The following is a 20,401-nucleotide window of genomic DNA, read 5'->3' as shown; positions in this document are numbered from 1 at the left end:
AATGTAAAATAATTATATGTAAAAAGAGGTTAAATTCAATTATATTTCTTTTAGATTGCTGTGTTAAGATTGTTTTTTATACAAAAAGTATACTTTATAAAACCCTTAAATAGTCCTTGAAATATGATACAAAAGATGATATAATTATTTTTAATAAAAAAAACAATTTAAATAGGGAGGTAAATAGATGTTAAATGGGAAAATAGTGAAAGAAGGCATTACGTTTGATGATGTTTTGTTAGTGCCACAAAAGTCATCAGTATTACCAAGAGAGGTATCTTTAAAAACAAAACTTACTAAAAATATTACTTTAAATTTACCATTAATGAGTGCGGCAATGGATACGGTAACAAGTGCGGAATTAGCAATATCTTTAGCAAGATTAGGTGGAATAGGGATACTTCATAAAAATATGAGTATAGAGGAACAAGCAGATAGAGTCGATAGGGTAAAAAGATATGAACATGGGATGATAACAAATCCAGTTATATTAGCACCAGATAGTTATATATCTGAAGCAAAAGCAATAATGAAAAAGTATAAAATATCTGGATTACCTGTAGTGGATGAAGAAGGATATTTAATAGGGATAATAACAAATAGAGATCTTAAATACAGAAAAGATGACAATATGAAAGTTTATGAAATCATGACAAAAGAGAATTTGATAACAGCATCTTTAGGAACAACTTTAGAAGAGGCAAAATCTATTTTATTAGAAAATAGAATAGAAAAGTTACCAATAGTAGACAATGATTATAAATTAAAAGGATTAATAACAATAAAAGATATAGATAAAGCTGAAGCTTATCCAAATGCTTGTAAAGATTCAAGCGGAAGATTAAGAGTTGGAGCAGCAGTTGGAGTAGCTGCAGATACATTAGAGAGGGTAGAAGCTCTTATAAATGCAGGAGTAGATATAATAACAGTAGATAGTGCTCATGGCCATTCAAATGGAGTAATAGAAACAGTTAGAAAAATAAAATCTAAATTTAATATTGATGTTGTAGGTGGAAATATAGTAACAGCAGAAGCAGCAAAAGATTTGATTGAAGCAGGAGCAGATGCAATAAAAGTAGGAGTTGGACCAGGATCTATTTGTACTACAAGAATTGTAGCAGGAGTAGGAGTTCCACAAATTACAGCAGTAAATGATGTTTATCAATTAGCATCAAAACATAATATACCAGTTATTGCAGATGGTGGGATAAAATATTCAGGAGATGTCGTAAAAGCAATAGTAGCTGGAGCTAGTGCAGTTATGATTGGTGGACTTTTTGCAGGAACAGAAGAAGCACCTGGAGAAGAGATGATTTACGAAGGAAGAAGATATAAAGTATATGTAGGAATGGGCTCTTTAGCTGCAATGAAAAGAGGAAGTAAAGATAGATATTTCCAAGATGTAGAAGAAGATGTAAAAAAACTTGTTCCAGAAGGAATAGAAGGAAGAGTTCCATATAAAGGAAAATTGCATGATGTAGTATATCAATTAGAAGGTGGATTGAGAGCAGGAATGGGATATTGTGGTACTGCGACAATTGATGATCTAATAAAAAATGGTAAGTTTGTGAAAATTACAGGAGCAGGATTAAAAGAAAGTCATCCTCATGATGTACAAATAACAAAAGAAGCACCAAATTATCAAAAATAAGAATTAAAACATCTTAAAAATGATTTAAGGAAATAAGAGGAGGGGGAATATTAATGAGAAGTGATGCAATGAAAAAAGGAGTGAAAAGAGCTCCACATAGATCGTTATTAAAAGCTTTAGGATTGACAAATGATGAGATAAAAAGGCCTATAATTGGGATAGCAGGTTCATTTAATGAAATAATACCAGGGCATATGCATCTTAGAACAATAATGGAAGCTGTAAAAGCTGGAGTAAGATTAGCTGGAGGAGTTCCAATGGAATTTAATACAATAGGTGTTTGTGATGGGCTAGCCATGAATCATGATGGGATGAAAGCCTCTTTACCAACAAGAGAAATTATAGCTGATTCAATAGAAGCAACTGGTATTGGAATGCCTTTTGATGGAATTGTATTTATACCAAATTGTGATAAAATAGTTCCTGGAATGTTAATAGGTGCTGCAAGATTAAATGTACCAAGTATATTTGTTAGTGGTGGAGCAATGCTAGCAGGAAGAGTAAATAATAAAAAGATAGGACTTAGCAATGTTTTTGAAGATGTTGGAAAATATGAAAATGGTAAAATAACAGATACAGAATTAGAAGAAGTAGAGAATAATGCTTGTCCAACTTGTGGTTCATGTTCTGGAATGTATACTGCTAATACAATGAATTGTTTAACAGAAGCGTTAGGAATGGGAATGCCTGGCAATGGAACTATTCCAGCTGTATATTCAGAAAGAATAAGATTAGCTAAAGAGGTAGGTATGCAAATTTTAAATCTTGTAAAAGAAGATATAAGACCAAAAGATATAATGACAAGAGCGGCTTTTTTAAATGCAGTTGCAGTAGATATGGCTTTAGGAGGATCAACTAATACAGCTCTTCATTTGACGGCAATTGCAAATTATACAGGAGTGGAATTTAGTTTAGATGATTTTGAAGTTATGAGTCATAAAGTTCCACATTTATGTCTATTGTCTCCAGCAGGGCCAGATTTCATGGAAGATTTATATCATGCAGGAGGAGTTACTGCAGTAATGAAAGAACTAGCGGAAAATGGAGTTTTAAATACAACAGCAATGACTGTAGCATTAAAAACACAAGCAGAATTAATTGAAAATGCTAGAATAAAAAATGAAAGAGTAATTAGAAAATTTAATGCTCCAGTTCATAAAACAGGAGGACTTGCAATATTAAAAGGGAATCTTGCAAAAGATGGTTCTGTTGTAAAAGAAGGGGCAGTTTCAAAAGAGATGCTTGTTCATAGTGGGCCAGCAAAAGTATATAATTCAGAAGAGGATGCTGTAGATGCTATTTTACATAAGGAAATAGAAAAAGGTGATGTAATAGTTATTAGATATGAAGGGCCAAAAGGTGGTCCTGGAATGAGAGAAATGTTGACACCTACATCTTCTATTGCAGGGATGGGACTAGATAAAGATGTAGCATTAATAACTGATGGTAGATTTAGTGGTGCTACAAGAGGAGCCTCTATTGGACATATTTCTCCCGAAGCAGCAGAAGGTGGAGTAATTGCAGCAGTAGAAAATGGAGATATTATAGAGATAGATATACCAAATAGAAAAATAAGTTTAAAAGTTGATGATAAAATAATAAAAGAAAGATTAAAAAAATTACCTAAATTTAAAGTTGAAACAGAATATAGTTTTTTAAAAAGATATTCAGAAAATGTAACTTCAGCAGATAAAGGAGCAGTATTTAAAAAATGAGAATAGCAATATTAGGAAGTGGAAGTTCTGGAAATTCAGTATTTGTAGAAGAAAATAACTTTAGATTTCTTGTAGATGCAGGATTTAGCGGGAAAGAAATAGAAAAAAGATTAAATAAATTAGGAGTGGCTCCAGATACAATTGGAGCCATCCTTATTACTCATGAACATTCAGATCATATAAAAGGTGCAGGAATATTTTCGAGAAAATATAATATTCCTATCTATATGGCTAAAAAAAGTTATGATTATAGTGCCAAAAAACTTGGAAAATTATCAGATGAAAATTTAAATTTTATAATTGATAATTTTATAATTGATTCAGAAATATTAATAAAACCTTTTAAAGTAATGCATGATGCAGTAAATACATTAGGATTTTCAATAAATTTTGGACAAAAAAAAGTTGCTATAGCTACAGATATAGGTTATGCTACTAATATAGTTAGTGAAAATTTTAAAGATAGTGACGCTATTATTATAGAGAGTAATTATGATTATGAAATGTTAATGAATGGTCCGTATCCTTGGGATTTAAAAAATAGGGTAAAAGGAAGAAATGGGCATTTATCTAATATGGATACAGCTAAGTTTATAAATAAAATTTATTCAAAAAAATTAAAGAAAGTATATCTAGCTCATATTAGTAAAGATAATAATACACATAAGAAAGCAAAAGAAACATTGTTTAATTATTTAAAAGATAATGATATTAAAATAGATATAGAAGTAGCACATCAGGACAGAGTAAGCACTATATTTGAAATATAGATATATATAGTGCGTGTAAAAAGAAAAGTGAAGATTTTTTATGGATAAATTATATATAAAATTAGAGGTGTATTAAAAATGGAATTGTGGAAAGAATTAGAATTTGAAATAAAACATTGCAGTAAATGTAATTTACACTTTAATAGAAAAATACCTGTAATTGGGGAAGGAGATATAAACACACCTATAATGTTCGTAGGAGAAGCACCAGGAGCAGAAGAGGATGTTATAGGGAAACCATTTGTGGGGAAATCTGGAGGACTATTTACTAAAATATTTAATTCTGTGAATTTGTCAAGAGAAGATGTATATATAACGAATATTGTGAAATGTCATCCAAAAGATAATAAAAATCCTGAAGATGATGAGATAAAAATGTGTAGCCAATATTTAGAAACCCAAATTGCATTAATTAATCCAAAAATTATTGTAACTGTTGGATTAATATCAACAAAATGGTTTTTGAAAGAAAAGGCTAATATCGGAATTACAAAATTAAGAGGGAAAATTTTTAATTGGGAAGGAGATATAAAAGTAATACCTATATTTCATCCTAGTTATCTTCTTAGAAATCAAAGTACAACACAAGGAAGTCCAAAGTGGAATACATGGCAAGATATGAAATTGATAAAAAATGAATATGAGAAATTAAAAAATAGAGATTGAAAATATAAAAAGATACCTTGATTTATTCGAGATATCTTTTTGTTTTGATGTAAAATAAGATATAGTGGTTGATTTTTGTATTGTAATATTGTAAAATAAATATATAAAATATTAGGAGGAAGTTTAAGTATGAATTATAAAGTAAAAGTAGCAGAAAAATTATTAGAAATAGGAGCAGTTACGTTATCTCCTAAATCTCCTTATACATGGGCTTCAGGAATAAAATCTCCAATCTATTGTGATAATAGATTAACTATCTCTTATCCTGAAATAAGAGATTTAATTGCAGAAGGAATGAAAGATTTAATAGAAGATAAATTTTCAGGTGTAGAAGTCATATCAGGGACAGCTACAGCAGGGATACCGCATGCGGCATTTATATCTCAAAAAATGAATTTGCCAATGACATATGTTAGATCAAGTTCAAAAGGACACGGTAAAAAAAATCAAGTTGAAGGAAAATTAGAAAAAGAAGAAAAAGTAGTAGTTGTAGAAGATTTAATCTCTACTGGTGGAAGTTCTTTAAAGGTTGTTGATGTTTTAAAAGAAAATGAAGTAAATGTTCTTGGATTAGTTGCAATATTTACATATAATTTTAAAGAGGCAGTAGATAGATTTGATGAAAAAAAAGTGAAATTCTATACTTTAACAGATTACAATACTCTTATAGAAGTTGCTTTAAACAAAGGATATATTAGTGAAGAAGAGCTAGAAATACTAAAAGAGTGGAAAAAAGCACCAAAAACATACTATCGAAAATAGGAGTTGAGGAAATGGATACTATTATTAGTTCTATTAATAGGAAAATATTGATTATAGATGACCAAGTAGATGTATTAAATAGTTTAAAAAGAATATTGGGAAAAGAAGAAAAGGATGAAATAGAAGATATATTAGGAGATTTTTTTGAGAATGATAAAAAAAAGAGTGTGGAAATAGAAGAGAAATATGAAGTATCTATTGCAGACAGAGGAGAAGAAGGATTTGAACTTGTAAAAAAAAGTCAAAATGAAAATTTGCCATATGCAGTGGTATTTATAGATATGCGTATGCCAGGGTGGGATGGATTGAAAACAGCTAAAAAAATAAGGGAAATTGATAAGGATATAGAAATAGTTATTATGACAGCCTATAGTGATAAAAGTAGAGCAGATATATTGAAAACTCTTGAATCTCATGATAAATTGTTATATTTAAAAAAACCATTTGATATAGAGGAAATAAAACAAATGGCGCTTTCTCTCACTTTAAAATGGTCACTTTCAAAAGAGTTAGTGGAAAAATATGAAGTTATATCTAATAGCAAAAAAGGGTTAGAAAAAGTAATAAATAGCATAGATAAAATTGAAAGAATAAAACCACCTGCATTAAAAACTATTTTAGATGGAATTTTAAAACAGATATTATCTATTTTAGAATTAAAATCAGGAATGATAATTTTTTATGATAATGGTGAAAATTATTTTGAAAATAAAATAGAAACTGATTTAGAAAAATTTTCTGATATTGACATTGAGGTTTTAAAAATTAAAGCTGAAAAAGAAAAAAATATTTTTATAAGCGGTGAATTTTTAGTAATTCCATTAAAAAATAGAGGAAAATTAATTGCAATGGGAATTATTTATAAAGATAATAAGTTAGATTTTAATGAAGAACATTTTAAATTGTTTGAGATATTTATTTCTCATGCAATAAATTTATTAAAAAATTCTGAATTGTATACAAAACTAGAAAAAATAAATAAAGAGTTAAAAGATAAAAATGAAGAGTTGAAAAAAGCATATGAATTAAATAAAAAGTTTTTAGTTATCTCATCTCATGAATTAAGGACTCCAATTACTTTAATTAATGGATATGCTGAGATGTTAGAAATAGAATTAGATAGTAATTCTACTAAAAATACAGTTTCCAAATTAAAAAAATCAGTAGAAAGACTTACTAGGATTGTAAATTCTATGTTAGAAGTTTTCGCAGTTAGTAACGAAGGAAAAGAGATTATAATTGAGAAGTCAGAAGTAACTATAGAAGAGTTATTTGAATCTTTAAAAATATTAGTAGAAGAATTTTTAGAGAAAAGATCTCAAAAATTAATTTTAATAAAAGATGGAGAAATTCCATCTGCGATAACTGACAAGAAAAAATTGTTATATTTTGCATTGGTAAATATAATGATGAATGCAATAAAATTTTCGCCTGATGGAGCAAAAATAGAATTTATTGCTAAATTTAATAAGAATACACAAAAGATTGAGGTATCTATTAAAGATTATGGCGTTGGGATAGAACAAACTTATGTAAATGAAATATTCAAGCCATTTTTTACAATAGTAAATGAACAATTTCATCACTCAGGAGTATATGAATATAAGGCTTCTGGTATTGGAATGGGGCTTACAATAGCAAAGAACATAATAGAATTAATGGGAGAGAAAATTTGGTGTACTTCAAAATTAGAAAGTGGAACTGAAATTATTTTTACTCTTTCGGCAAAAAAATAATAAAAAAATGGGGCAAACACGAGGTTTGCCCTTATAAGAATAAATATCGATATTTGATTTAATATAATGTTTGAAAACATTTATTTTTGTGGATAAGAACCTAAAATTTTAAAATCAGTAGAACTATTTTTTATTTCTTCTAAAGCTTTTTTTATTATATCGTTTTCATAATGACCTTCTATATCAATGAAAAATATATATTGCCATGAGATTTTTTTATTTGGTCTAGATTCAATCATAGTTAAATTAATATTATAATTATAAAAAATTCTTAAAATTTCATAAAGAGCTCCTATTTTTTCTTTTGGAGAAAACATTAATGAAGTCTTATCGTGCCCGCTAGGAGCGTTTATATTTTTTCCGATTATAAAAAAACGAGTGCTATTGTGTTCAGAGTCTTCAATAGATTCAGCTAAAACATTTAAATTATATCTAGAAGCAGCAATTTTAGGACTAATAGCAGCAGAGTTAGGCTCGTTAGATGATAGCTTTGCAGCGTATGAATTTGAACTGACTTCTATTAATTCTACATTTTTTAAATTATTAATAATCCAATTTTTACATTGTGCAAAAGATTGTGGATGTGAATATATTTTTTTTATAGAATTAATATCATCTTCTTTACTCAAAAGAGAATGTGATATTTTTAATTCTATTTCTGAAACTATTTTTAGTTTTGAATTTGCAAACTTGTCTAAAGTATAACTTACAGTTCCCTCAGTAGTATTTTCTATTGGGACAACTCCATAATCAGAAAAATTTCTTTCAACATTATAAAAAATTGCATCTATAGAATTTTGAGAAACAAAATTTACAGAAGAACCAAATTTTTTTATAGCTGCTGAATGGGTAAAACTAGCTTCTGGACCTAAATAGGAAACAGTTAATGGAGTTTCTAAGCTTCTACAGGCAGATATAATTTCTGTGAAAATAGAAACTATTGATTCATTGCTTAAACTAGAATGATTTTGCTTTTTTAAGTTTTCAAATATCTGTTTTTCTCTTTCTGGAATATATGTGTGTGTATCTGAACTAATTTTTACTTCACCAACATTTTTTACAAGTTCCGCTCTTTTAGAAATTAAATCTAATAATTGAGTATCTATAGCTGTTATTTTTTTTCTTAATTCGTTTAAAAGCAAGTAAAACAACTCCTTTTTATATATTTATTTCATACATTTTATAATAAATAGAGAAAAAAATCAATTTTTATTTGCATAATTTGTAAAAATTTTGTAAAATAGATGTAATTAAAAAGAGGAGAGGTGAAAAATGGGACTATTTAGCAACAGGAAAAAGTATGCAACTATATCAACTAAAGAAGAAGCTAAAATAAGTGAAACTAAAAATAAAATAATTGATAAGTTGTGGATAAAATGTTCTGGATGTAATGATATTGTATATATAAAAGATGTTAAAGAGAATGCAAATAGTTGTCCAAAATGTGGATTTTATTTTAGGATGAGTGCTAAGGAGAGAATAGAACAATTAATAGATGATGAAACTTTTGTAGAATATGATAGCAGTTTATTTTCGAAAGATATTTTGAATTTTCCAGGTTATGCAGAAAAAATAGAGCAATCACATGAAAAGGCAGAGATGAATGATGCCGTTATAAGTGGAATAGGAAATATTAATAAAATAAAAGTTAGCATTGCTGTTATGGATTTCAGTTTTATGGGTGGAAGTATGGGAAGTGTTGTAGGAGAAAAAATAACTAGGGCTATTGAAAGAAGTATAGAATTAGGAATACCTTTTATTGCAATTGCTACTTCTGGTGGAGCAAGAATGCAAGAAGGAATATTCTCTCTTATGCAAATGGCTAAAACGTCAGCAGCATTAGAAAGATTAAGAGAAAAAGGGTTACCTTTTATTTCTATTCCAGTTAATCCAACAACAGGAGGAGTAACTGCAAGTTTTGCAATGTTGGGGGATATAAATATATCTGAACCAGGTGCATTAATTGCTTTTGCAGGTCCAAGAGTTATAGAACAAACAATACATCAAAAATTACCAGAAGGATTCCAAAGATCAGAATTTTTATTAGAACATGGAATGCTTGATGCTATTGTAGAAAGAAAAGAGATGAAAGAATTTTTATATAAATTTATAAAAAATCTAGGATTTGGTGAGGTGAAAAATTAATGCATTATTTGTCATTTGAAAATGAGATAAAAGAATTAGAATCAAAAATAAAAGAGATTCAAAATTTTTCTAAAGAAAAAGGGATAGATCTTTCTTTGGAAATAGAAAAAATGGAAAATGAGATAAATTCTAAGTTAAAAGATATATATTCAAATTTAACTCCATGGCAAAAAAATATGGTATCTAGACATCCTCAAAGGCCATATACTCTTGATTATATAGAAAAAATGGTAACTGATTTTCAAGAACTACATGGGGATAGACTTTTTAGAGATGATCCAGCATTAGTATGTGGAATTGGAAAAATTGGTGAACAAGCTTTTATGATTATTGGACATCAAAGAGGAAGAGATGTAAAAGAAAACTTATATAGAAACTTTGGTATGGCAAATCCTGAAGGGTATAGAAAAGCATTAAGAGTGATGAAAATGGCAGAAAGATTTAAATTACCAGTATTAACTCTAATAGATACAGCAGGAGCTTATCCAGGATTAGAAGCGGAAGAACATGGGCAGGGAGAAGCAATTGCAAGAAATTTACTTGAAATGGCAGGTTTAAAAACTCAGATTATATCAGTTATAATAGGGGAAGGTGGTAGTGGAGGAGCTTTGGCATTGGGAGTTGGAGATAGAGTTCTTATGCTTTCAAATAGTACTTATTCGGTAATATCGCCAGAAGGATGTGCAGCTATACTATTTAAAGATTCCTCAAAAGCTGAAACAGCAGCTATAGCTCTTAAAATTGATAGCGAAAATCTTGAGAATATAGGAATAATAGATGGAATAATAGAAGAACCAATTGGGGGAGCTCATAGAGATTATGATGCAACATCAAAAGCATTAAAAAATAAGATACTTGACACATTAAAAGAACTAAAACAGTTAAGCATAGAAGAACTAAAAGATGCAAGATATAAAAAATATAGAAGTTATGGAGAGTATAAAGAAATATAAAGCTTGAAAAATTTTACAAGTTGTTATATAATGGTATTTGAAATTAGAACAAAAGATATTTTGAGTGGTTGCTTTGTGAAAAAAGTAAAAAAATATAAAATCATTACAGTGGAGGGGAGAATCATTGTGAAGAACATAGCAATATTAACAAGCGGAGGAGATTCGCCAGGAATGAACGCAGCTGTTAGAGCAGCGGCAAAAGTTGCAATGAATAAAGGATTAAAAGTTTTTGGAATTAAAAGAGGATATCAAGGAATGTTAAATGATGAAATCTTTGAAATGAGTTCAAGAGATGTAAGTGGAATCATAGATAGAGGTGGAACAGTTTTATTAACAGCAAGATGCCCAGAATTTAAACAACCAGAAGTAAGAGCAAAAGCTGCAAAAATTTTGAAAAAACATGATATTCAAGGATTAGTTGTAATAGGAGGAGATGGTTCTTTTCATGGTGCTGATTTAATATACAAAGAGCATGGAATAAAAGCTATTGGGATTCCTGGAACAATTGATAATGATATTGCTGGGACAGATTACACAATTGGGTTTGATACTGCATTAAATACAGTATTAGATGCAATATCTAAAATAAGAGATACAGCAACTTCTCATGAAAGAACTTATCTTATTGAAGTAATGGGACGTCATGCTGGAGATTTAGCTTTATACAGTTGTTTAGCTGGTGGTGGAGATGCTTTACTTATCCCAGAAGAGGGATTTAAAGTTCACGAAGTGGCTGATCAAATTAATAAAAGAAGAGAAATAGGTAAATTGCATGATATAGTTGTTGTGGCAGAAGGAGTAGGAAGTGCTTCTGATATAGCAAGTCAATTAAAAGGTAAAGTTAAAAGTGAAATGAGAGTAACAGTTCTTGGACATATTCAAAGAGGTGGAACTCCATCTGCATTAGATAGAATTCTTGCAACAAAAATGGGTGCTTTTGCTGTAGAAAAATTAATAGAAGGTAAAAGTGGAATAATGATTGGAATGGAGTCAAATAAACTTGTTACATATCCAATATCTTATGCTTGGGAACATAAAAGAGAACTAAATGAAAAAGATTTTGAATTAGCACTTACATTAGCATTATAATTTTTTAAAAATTATAAAAAATAAAATTTGGGAGGATTTAGAATGAAAAAAACAAAAATAGTTTGTACAATTGGTCCAAAAAGTGAATCAAAAGAACTGCTTACAAAATTAACAAATGCAGGAATGAATGTAATGAGACTTAATTTTTCACATGGTGATTTCGAAGAACATGGTGCAAGAATAGTCAATATAAGAGAAGTTATGAAAGAAACAGGAAAATATGTAGCAGTGTTATTAGATACAAAAGGACCTGAAATAAGAACTGTAAAATTAGAAAATGGCGATGACGTTATGTTAAAAGCTGGACAAGAATTCACAATAACTACAGATACAACTGTTGTTGGAAATAATACAAAAGTAGCTGTAACTTATGCTGGTTTTGCTGATGATTTAAAAGCTGGAAACACAATATTATTAGATGATGGATTAATAGAATTAGAAGTAACAGGAGTAGAAGGAAATGAAGTAAAATGTTTAGTAAAAAATAATGGAGAATTAGGAGAAAATAAAGGAGTTAACTTACCAAATGTAAGTATTGGACTTCCAGCATTAGCAGAAAAAGATAAAGCAGATTTAAAATTTGGATGTGAACAAGGTGTTGATTTCGTAGCAGCTTCATTCATAAGAAAAAAAGAAGATGTTATGGAAATAAGAAAATTATTAAATGAAAATGGTGGAGAAAATATAAAAATAATCTCTAAAATAGAAAATCAAGAAGGAATAGATAATTTTGATGAAATTTTAGAAGTAACTGATGGAATAATGGTAGCAAGAGGAGATCTTGGAGTAGAAATTCCTTTAGAAGAAGTTCCATTTGCACAAAAAGAAATGATTGCTAAATGTAATGAAGTAGGAAAAATAGTTATAACAGCAACTCAAATGTTAGATTCAATGATTAGAAACCCAAGACCTACAAGAGCTGAAGTAGGAGATGTAGCTAACGCAATATTAGATGGTACTGATGCAGTAATGTTATCAGGAGAATCAGCAAAAGGTAAATATCCTGAAGTAGCTGTACAAACTATGGCTAAAATATGTGAAAGAACAGATTCTGAAATGACTTATTATCCAATGGAATTTGATGAAACTATAACAGTAACAGAAGCAGTTTCTAAAGGAGCAGTAGAAGCAGCACAAACTTTAGGGGCTCAAATGATTATTGTTTCAACTGAAACAGGAAGAGCAGCAATAACAGTAAGAAAACATTTCCCAGAAGCATTTATCTTAGCTGTAACTTCTAATGAACAAACAGCAAGACAATTAATGGTAACAAGAGGTGTTTATCCAGCAGTAGTTAAAGATATCAAAACAACTGATGATTTTTATGCAAAAGCTGAAGAAGCAGCATTAAAATCAGGATTAGTTGAAAAAGGAGATCTTGTAGTAATGACAGCTGGAGTTCCTGTAGGAACAACTGGAACTACTAACATGTTTAAAGTACACGTTTTAGGTGAATAATTTATAAAAAAGAATAATAATATTGAAGTGGATGAAATTTAATTTTCATCCACTTTTTTTATGGACAAATTTTGATTTAAAAGATATAATGTGATTATATAATTTTAAATTGAATTATAAAATATCATAAAGATGTCATATACAAAAGGGGAGATTAAATTGAAAAATAAAATAATTATAAAAGGGGCAAGAGAGCATAATTTAAAGAATATAAATATAGAAATTCCAAAAGATAAATTTGTTGTTATTACAGGTGTATCTGGTTCAGGAAAATCTTCCTTAGCTTTTGATACTATATATTCAGAAGGACAAAGAAGATATGTAGAAAGTCTATCTGCATATGCTAGACAATTTTTAGGTCAAATGACAAAACCAGCTTTAGATAGTATAGAAGGATTATCACCAGCAATATCAATAGAACAAAAAGGGGTTAGTAAAAATCCACGTTCTACTGTTGGAACAATGACCGAAATATATGATTATATGAGACTTTTATTTGCACATATAGGAACGCCACATTGTCCAAAATGCGGTAGAGAAGTATCAAAGCAAACTATACAAGAAATTGTGGATTCAATTATTATAAATAATAATGAAAAATCAAAATTAATAATTTTATCTCCAGTAACAAAAGATAAAAAAGGGACTCATAAAAATTTGTTTCTTAATTTGCAAAAAAAGGGGTTTGTTCGTGTAAGGGTTGATGGGGAAGTTTTATACCTAGAAGATGAAATTAAGTTAGATAAAAATAAAAAGCATAATATAGAAGTAGTTGTGGATAGATTAATATTAAAAAAGAAAGACAAAGAATTTTTGGAAAGATTGACAGAAGCAGTAGAATCAGCAACAGCTCTTTCAGAGGGAAATTTAATTGTTAATGTAGAAGGAAAAGATGAATTGTATAGTGAGAATTTTGCTTGTCCAATATGTGATATAAGCCTGCCAGATATTACTCCAAGGCTATTTTCATTTAATGCACCTTATGGAGCGTGTCCAGAGTGCAATGGAATAGGTCAACAATTGGAAATAGATGTAAAAAAATTAATTTTGAATGAAGAAAAAAGTATACGAGATGGAGCAATTGTAATACCAGGGGCAGCTACAAGACACGGCTGGGTATGGACATTATTAGAATCTATGGCAAAATCATTTGGAATAGATTTAGATAAGCCATTTAAAGAATTAACTGAGAAAGAAAAAAAGATTATATTTTATGGAACAAAGGGAAAGAAATTTAAAGTGAGTTATAGTGGAGGAGACTTTAATTATAGTGGATTAAGAGAATTTGAAGGGATTGCAAATAATTTAAAAAGGCGACATAAAGAGACAAATTCTGAATCAATGAAAGAAGATATTGAAAAAAAATATATGGTAGAAAAAATTTGTAAAATTTGTAATGGTAAGAAATTAAAGCCAGAAGTTTTAGGAGTTACAATTAACGATAAAAGCATTATAGATGTAACAGAATTAAGTATAAATGAGGCATTAGATTATTTTAAAAGTTTAAAATTAACTAAAAAGGAAGAAAAAATAGCTTTGGAAATATTAAAGGAAGCAGAAGAGAGACTTGGATTTATGATTAATGTAGGATTAGACTATCTCACTTTATCACGATTAACTAAAACTTTATCAGGTGGAGAATCTCAAAGAATAAGATTAGCTACACAAATTGGTTCTGGATTAACAGGAGTAATATATGTTTTGGATGAACCGAGTATAGGATTACATCAAAGAGATAATGATAGATTAATAAAAACATTAAAAAGATTAAAAGAATTGGGGAATACATTAATTGTTGTAGAACATGATGAAGAAACTATGATGGAAGCTGATTATTTAATAGATATTGGACCAGGTGCAGGAGTTTTTGGAGGGAATGTTGTAGCAAAAGGGACTCCATTACAAGTAAAGAAAAATAGAAAATCATTAACAGGGCAGTATTTAAGTGGTAAAAAAAAGATAAATATTCCAGAAAACAGAAGAAAATTTGATAAAACTTTAAAATTATTTGGGGCAAGTGGGAATAATTTAAAGAAAATAGATATAGAAATACCAGTAGGAATATTAACTGTAATAACAGGAGTTTCTGGTTCTGGGAAAAGTTCTGTAATAAATCAAACGCTATACCCAATATTATTTAACAAATTAAATAAAGGAAAGCAATATCCATTGGAATATAAAAAAATTGATGGAATTGAAAATTTTAATAAAGTGATAGATATTAATCAATCTCCAATAGGTAGGACACCTCGTTCTAATACAGCTACATATACAAAAATATTTGATGATATTAGAAATATTTTTGCAGAAACAAGAGATGCTAAAATTAGAGGATATGCAAAAGGAAGATTTAGTTTTAATGTAAAAGGGGGACGTTGTGAAGCTTGTCAAGGAGCTGGAATTATAAAAATAGAGATGAATTTTTTACCTGATGTTTATGTGGAATGTGAAGTATGTAAAGGTAAAAAATATAATAGAGAAACATTAGAAGTATATTATAAGGGCAAAAACATATCTGAAGTATTAGAGATGAGTGTAGGAGAAGCATATGAATTTTTTAAAAATATTCCTTCGTTAGAGAGAAAACTCAAAGTATTAATGGATGTAGGTTTGGATTATATAAAATTAGGACAACCGGCAACAACTCTTTCAGGAGGAGAAGCTCAAAGGATAAAATTGGCAACAGAATTGTCTAAAATATCAAGAGGAGATACAATTTATATATTAGATGAACCTACAACAGGACTGCATTTTGAAGATATAAAAAAATTATTGGAAGTATTAAATAGATTAGTAGAAAAAGGAAATACAGTGATTATAATAGAGCATAATTTAGATGTAATAAAAACAGCTGATTATATAATAGATTTAGGACCTGAAGGAGGATATAAAGGCGGAAAGATTGTAGCAAAAGGGACTCCAGAAGAGGTAGTGAAAGTAGAGAGGTCTTATACTGGAAAGTATTTAAAAGGAATTTTGGGTGAATAATTTAAGAAAATTTGGTAAATATAGGTTTGTGGCGTGATTTAGATATGTCATAAACCTGTATTTGATGTATAATTTAGGGAAAAAATAATTGATTTTATAATTTTTTAATGATATAATCAGGTGTAAGTTATTTTTTTATGTTTAATAGGAAAGTACAAATTTATTCAGAAAATAAGTTATGTCGTTTTTTTGAAATATGTGATTTTTCAAAGCAAAATTTTTCAGAAGCCAAAATTTTAGAGGAAAGGTGATATAAACTATGAATAGATCAATTTCAAAAATATTATCAATAGTTTTACTTGTGTATTTATTAATTTTTTTTAGAGAAAAGTTCGTATTGGGATTTATAGGAATTTATATTTTGATTTTATTTACAATTGAATTTTTACCAAGAATTATAAATTATATATTTTCTCTAATTTCAAAATTTGTCAATATTCTTACAATAGTTTTAATCTTGTTAATGATACTTAATTTTCCAATAAAATACAAAGAAAAATTTCAGGTAAAAACTTTAGATGAGAAAATTTTAAAAAATGATATAGTCTTATCTGAAAAATTAAAGAAATTTGATAAATATAACTCTAATTTAATTGATAAAAAAATAAAAGAGAAGAAATATAATGATGAAGATGTTATATTAGCACTAAAAAGTAGTAAGATTGTTAGAGAAAATATAATAAAATTTATTTTAAATAATAATTTTCAAAAGTATTATTTTAAAGAGAAATCGGATGAAGCTGATGTAGAATGGATAAATTTATTATATATATTTCGTTATGGTATAGCTGAAATTGATAATTTAATAAAAGAAAATCAATTAGAAAAAGCAAGATGTGAGATGCTGGAATTATTAAGTTTATCTAAAAAATTATGGGATACAGACTATGGAACGTTGTTATTTTTTACAAATGATACAATAACTGAAGAATTTATTAGATATTATGCTTTAAATCATAAAATATTAGATATGAAAAAAGAGGTGTTGGAAAATTTTAGAGATATTAAGAAGATAGTAAATATAAATTATTCAAAGGCTTTAATTAATGAATCTGATTTTATGAAATTAACATTAAAAAATAATAGAGGGAATATGTTTTCCACTGTAGACTTAGAAACAGGAAAAATAGAAAAAAATGATTATTTTATAAGATGGCCATTTTATAACGAGGAAGACACTATAAAATTAATAGAGGGCTATTATTCAAAAATATTAGATATATCTAAAGATAAATTTTATTTAAATAAAGGTAAAATAAAGAATGTAAAAATTAATATGTTGTCTATTAAAAATCCAATAGGGCATATAGTTTTACAGGCTATCTATATAGATTATGAAAGGATGTATTATAAAAAAGAAAGACTTTTAGATAAAATAGAACTTTTGAATTTTATATTAACTGATAGGAACAAACTTCCAAAAGATAGGTTAACTGGTGGGAATTTTATTTTAGAAAAAAAGAAAGATGAAAATATAATAAAGTCATCTTATATGGTAAATGGAAAAAATGCAATAAAAATGGAATATTGAAATATTTTTAGAATTTAAATAAATTTCAGGAGATGATTTTATTGAAGAAAAGAAGATATAGGGATTACTATATTCTTAGTAGTATACTTTTTTTATTTATGACATTTGCAGCTATTTTACAGATTATCGTGATTATAAAATATAATTTTACAGATAGTGAAAAAATGGTTATAAAAGGAAGTTGTTTTGAAGAGAGAATATTTGATGATAGTAAGAAAATAAAAAGTAATACTCCATTAACTTTAAAATATGTTCTTTTTTCAAAAGAGTATCAAAATTTTCTTCTTTTGATGTTTATAATATATCAAGTTAAATCTATTTTTAAAATTATGGAAAAGGATAATAAGAGAGCGGAGTTTATACTAAATAGAATAAATTTTACTGGGAAAATCATAGTTATATATTCGATATTGAGCATTCTTCAAGTGAGTGAGAAAATAGGTTCTAATGAATATAGTGTAGGATATCATATTGGATTTCGTTGGGAAAATATGTTGTATTTTTTAATTGGAATATTTTTAGTAGAAACAATGGATTATTTACAGGATAAGGTAAGAACTGAGAGAATAAATGATATTAATTTGATAAAAAATAAGATTAATGATTAAAAAAATGGGATATAAAAAATAAAGTGAATTTAATGGAAATGAATAAAAAATAGGAGGTAAAATTATGTGTAGAATAAATCCAAGAGTAGATTTTGCATTTAAAAAATTATTTGGGACAGAATCAAATAAAAAATTATTAATAGATTTAATAAATTCAATAGTGTCAGAAGAAGATCAGGTGAAAGAATTAGAATTAAAAAATCCTTATAATGATAAGAATTTCAGGAATGACAAGTTGTCTATATTAGATATAAAAGCAATTGATCAAAGAGGGCAATGGTATAATATAGAGATGCAGGTTATCGATCAAGAATATTTTGATAAGAGAGCGTTATATTATTGGGCAAGATTATATTCCGGGCAACTGTCTGCAGGAGTAAATTATGATAATTTAAAGAAAACTATAAGTATAAATATATTGAATTTTAGATGTTTAGATGAAGAAAAATATCATAATATATATAAGATAATAAACAGTGAAAGCGGAAAAGAATTTATAAATCATTTAGAAATACATTTTATAGAATTAGAAAAATATGATGAGAAAATGAGTACAATGTTAGATAGATGGGTTAATTTTTTAAAAAAAGCAGAAGGATATGATAAAAATAGATTACCAAAAGAGTTAGCAGAAGTAGAAAGTATAAAAAAAGCAGTAGAATTGTTAGATGATATGTCGTTAAATTATGAAGAACGAGAAAGTTATGAAGCAAGATTAAAATGGCTAAGAGATGAAGAAGCAGCAATAAAAACAGCTGAGAAAAAAGGTTTTAAAAAAGGTCAAAAAGAAGGAATAGAACAAGGAAGAGAAGAAGGAAGAGAAGAAGAAAAAATAAAAATAGCAAAAAGCTTATTAGATATTTTAGATATAAAAACAATATCAGAAAAAACAGGTTTAAGCGAAGAGCAAATCAGAATTCTTAAAAAATAGATATAAAATTTTTCTTATGATTTATTTGAGATTAGAAAATAAATTACTGATTTGTAAAATATTAGTATATCAATTTAAGTTATAAATTAATATAGCAATATCTGTTGAAAAAGATTTGAAAAAGTGATATAATTACCAAAAAGAAAATGTATGCAGACAATAATACGGATAACGTAAATATATAGGAGGTAATTATGAAAAACTTGTTAATGACACCAGGGCCTACGCCAATACCAGAAGAAGCAAGGTTTGCTATGGCGAAATCTATTATTCATCACAGAACAGATGAATATTCTGAAATATTTAAGGAACTGTCAAAAAATCTTAAATATTTATTCAAAACAGAAAATCCAGTAATAACTTTAACATCTTCTGGAACAGGAGGAATGGAAGCATCGGTAGCTAACCTTTTCTCAAAAGGAGATAAAGTTGTGGTTGTATCTGTTGGAAATTTTGGAGAAAGATTTGTAAAATTGTGTGATATTTATGGATTAGAAGTTGTAAAATTATCTTACAATTGGGGAGAAGCTGCAAAAGCAAATGATTTAAAAGAAGTATTAGCAAAAGAAGAGGGAGTAAAAGGTGTTTTCTTAACTCATCATGAAACTTCTACTGGAGTATTAAATGATGTGAAATCATTTGGAGAAATTTTAAAAGGTACGGATATTTTATTTGTTGTAGATACAATTAGTGGATTGATAGCTAATGAATTTGAAACGGATAATTGGGGAGTTGATTGTGCAGTAGCTGGTTCTCAAAAAGGATTTATGGCACCTCCAGGATTAGCTTTTGTGTCACTGAGCGAAAAAGCACAAAAAGCATTAGACAAATCAGATTTACCTAAATTTTATTTTAGTTTTAAGAATACTTTGAATAGGCTTCCAGAAGGACAAAATCCTACAACACCAGCAGTAAATTTAATTATTGCTACAAATGAAGCATGCAAAATGCTGAAAAAAGAAGGATTAGAAAATGTAACAGCAAGACATAAAAATTTAAAAGAGGCAGTAGCTATTGGAATAAAAGCTTTAGGATTAGAATTTTTTGTAAAAGATGAAGCTGTAAGAGGGAATACTGTAACAGCAGTAGTTGCGCCAGAAGGTGTAGATGGGCAAGCTGTGAATAATACAATGAGAGATAAATATGGAATAACAATAGCAGGTGGACAAGGAGCTATAAAAGGTAAAATATTTAGACTAGGTCATTTAGGAGATGTAGATAGATTTGATGTATTGTCTCTGTTTTCAGCTTTAGAAATGACATTAAATGATTTAGGATATAAAGGATTTGAAGCTGGAAGTAGTTTGAAAGCTATTCAAAAGTACTATTTGAGATAAAAATAATCTGTATATTTTATGATAAAGTATACAATGATTCAAGTATCTTTATTGTTAAATA

The 20,401-nt window shown here is 28.1% G+C and carries 16 protein-coding genes; 15 read left to right on the top strand and 1 reads right to left on the bottom strand.

From position 1 onward, the window contains the following. The first annotated feature begins 187 nt into the window (after positions 1 to 187). The 6 genes from guaB to RDY08_RS05795 all read left to right on the top strand — a co-directional run bounded on the left by guaB (position 188) and on the right by RDY08_RS05795 (position 7,300). Positions 188 to 1,651, top strand: a complete 1,464-nt coding sequence (gene guaB / locus RDY08_RS05820; RefSeq protein WP_307903435.1) for an IMP dehydrogenase — start codon at positions 188 to 190, stop codon at positions 1,649 to 1,651. A 53-nt stretch (positions 1,652 to 1,704) separates the two neighbouring features. Next, on the top strand, positions 1,705 to 3,366 hold the full coding sequence (ilvD, locus tag RDY08_RS05815) for a dihydroxy-acid dehydratase (protein WP_307903434.1): 1,662 nt from the start codon (positions 1,705 to 1,707) through the stop codon (positions 3,364 to 3,366). Next, positions 3,363 to 4,136 (top strand): MBL fold metallo-hydrolase, encoded by a 774-nt coding sequence (locus RDY08_RS05810; RefSeq protein WP_307903433.1) that lies wholly within the window; start codon positions 3,363 to 3,365, stop codon positions 4,134 to 4,136. The genes ilvD and RDY08_RS05810 overlap by 4 nt, the downstream gene beginning before the upstream one ends. Positions 4,137 to 4,214: 78 nt before the next feature. After that, entirely contained in the window at positions 4,215 to 4,802 is a 588-nt protein-coding gene (locus RDY08_RS05805) for a uracil-DNA glycosylase (RefSeq protein WP_307903432.1), read from the top strand. Positions 4,803 to 4,931: 129 nt separating this feature from the next. Then, a complete protein-coding gene (pyrE, locus tag RDY08_RS05800; protein ID WP_307903431.1) occupies positions 4,932 to 5,564 on the top strand; it encodes an orotate phosphoribosyltransferase in 633 nt (210 codons plus the stop codon). Between the two features lie 11 nt (positions 5,565 to 5,575). Continuing rightward, positions 5,576 to 7,300 carry a sensor histidine kinase gene (locus tag RDY08_RS05795; protein ID WP_307903430.1) on the top strand — a complete coding sequence of 575 codons (1,725 nt, stop codon included), beginning with the start codon at positions 5,576 to 5,578 and terminating at the stop codon, positions 7,298 to 7,300. Between the two features lie 80 nt (positions 7,301 to 7,380). On the opposite strand, the gene pheA is transcribed toward RDY08_RS05795, so the two are convergent. After that, positions 7,381 to 8,442 (bottom strand): prephenate dehydratase, encoded by a 1,062-nt coding sequence (gene pheA / locus RDY08_RS05790; protein ID WP_307903429.1) that lies wholly within the window; start codon positions 8,440 to 8,442, stop codon positions 7,381 to 7,383. Positions 8,443 to 8,572: 130 nt separating this feature from the next. On the opposite strand from pheA, the gene accD reads away from it, so the two are divergent. From accD to RDY08_RS05745, 9 genes are all read left to right on the top strand, one after another. Continuing rightward, positions 8,573 to 9,445, top strand: a complete 873-nt coding sequence (gene accD / locus RDY08_RS05785; RefSeq protein WP_307903428.1) for an acetyl-CoA carboxylase, carboxyltransferase subunit beta — start codon at positions 8,573 to 8,575, stop codon at positions 9,443 to 9,445. 8 nt (positions 9,446 to 9,453) lie between these two features. Further along, a complete protein-coding gene (locus RDY08_RS05780; protein ID WP_307905446.1) occupies positions 9,454 to 10,398 on the top strand; it encodes an acetyl-CoA carboxylase carboxyltransferase subunit alpha in 945 nt (314 codons plus the stop codon). A 126-nt stretch (positions 10,399 to 10,524) separates the two neighbouring features. After that, positions 10,525 to 11,487, top strand: a complete 963-nt coding sequence (gene pfkA, locus RDY08_RS05775) for a 6-phosphofructokinase (RefSeq protein WP_307903427.1) — start codon at positions 10,525 to 10,527, stop codon at positions 11,485 to 11,487. Between the two features lie 42 nt (positions 11,488 to 11,529). Then, positions 11,530 to 12,945, top strand: coding sequence for a pyruvate kinase PykF (pykF, locus tag RDY08_RS05770; RefSeq protein WP_307903426.1), 1,416 nt, complete (start codon positions 11,530 to 11,532; stop codon positions 12,943 to 12,945). A gap of 159 nt (positions 12,946 to 13,104) precedes the next feature. Then, complete coding sequence (gene uvrA, locus RDY08_RS05765; protein WP_307903425.1) at positions 13,105 to 15,933, top strand: excinuclease ABC subunit UvrA; 2,829 nt, start codon at positions 13,105 to 13,107, stop codon at positions 15,931 to 15,933. Between the two features lie 259 nt (positions 15,934 to 16,192). Further along, a complete protein-coding gene (locus RDY08_RS05760) occupies positions 16,193 to 17,464 on the top strand; it encodes a hypothetical protein (protein WP_307903424.1) in 1,272 nt (423 codons plus the stop codon). 41 nt (positions 17,465 to 17,505) lie between these two features. After that, positions 17,506 to 18,072, top strand: coding sequence for a hypothetical protein (locus RDY08_RS05755; protein ID WP_307903423.1), 567 nt, complete (start codon positions 17,506 to 17,508; stop codon positions 18,070 to 18,072). 64 nt (positions 18,073 to 18,136) lie between these two features. Then, on the top strand, positions 18,137 to 19,003 hold the full coding sequence (locus tag RDY08_RS05750) for an Rpn family recombination-promoting nuclease/putative transposase (protein WP_307903422.1): 867 nt from the start codon (positions 18,137 to 18,139) through the stop codon (positions 19,001 to 19,003). 194 nt (positions 19,004 to 19,197) lie between these two features. Continuing rightward, positions 19,198 to 20,340 carry a pyridoxal-phosphate-dependent aminotransferase family protein gene (locus RDY08_RS05745; RefSeq protein ID WP_307903421.1) on the top strand — a complete coding sequence of 381 codons (1,143 nt, stop codon included), beginning with the start codon at positions 19,198 to 19,200 and terminating at the stop codon, positions 20,338 to 20,340. The last annotated feature ends 61 nt before the right edge of the window (positions 20,341 to 20,401 follow it).

Source organism: Haliovirga abyssi (genome assembly GCF_030295325.1).
Classification (GTDB): Bacteria; Fusobacteriota; Fusobacteriia; order Fusobacteriales; family Haliovirgaceae; genus Haliovirga; species Haliovirga abyssi.
This window is presented reverse-complemented; position numbering and strand designations above follow the sequence as displayed.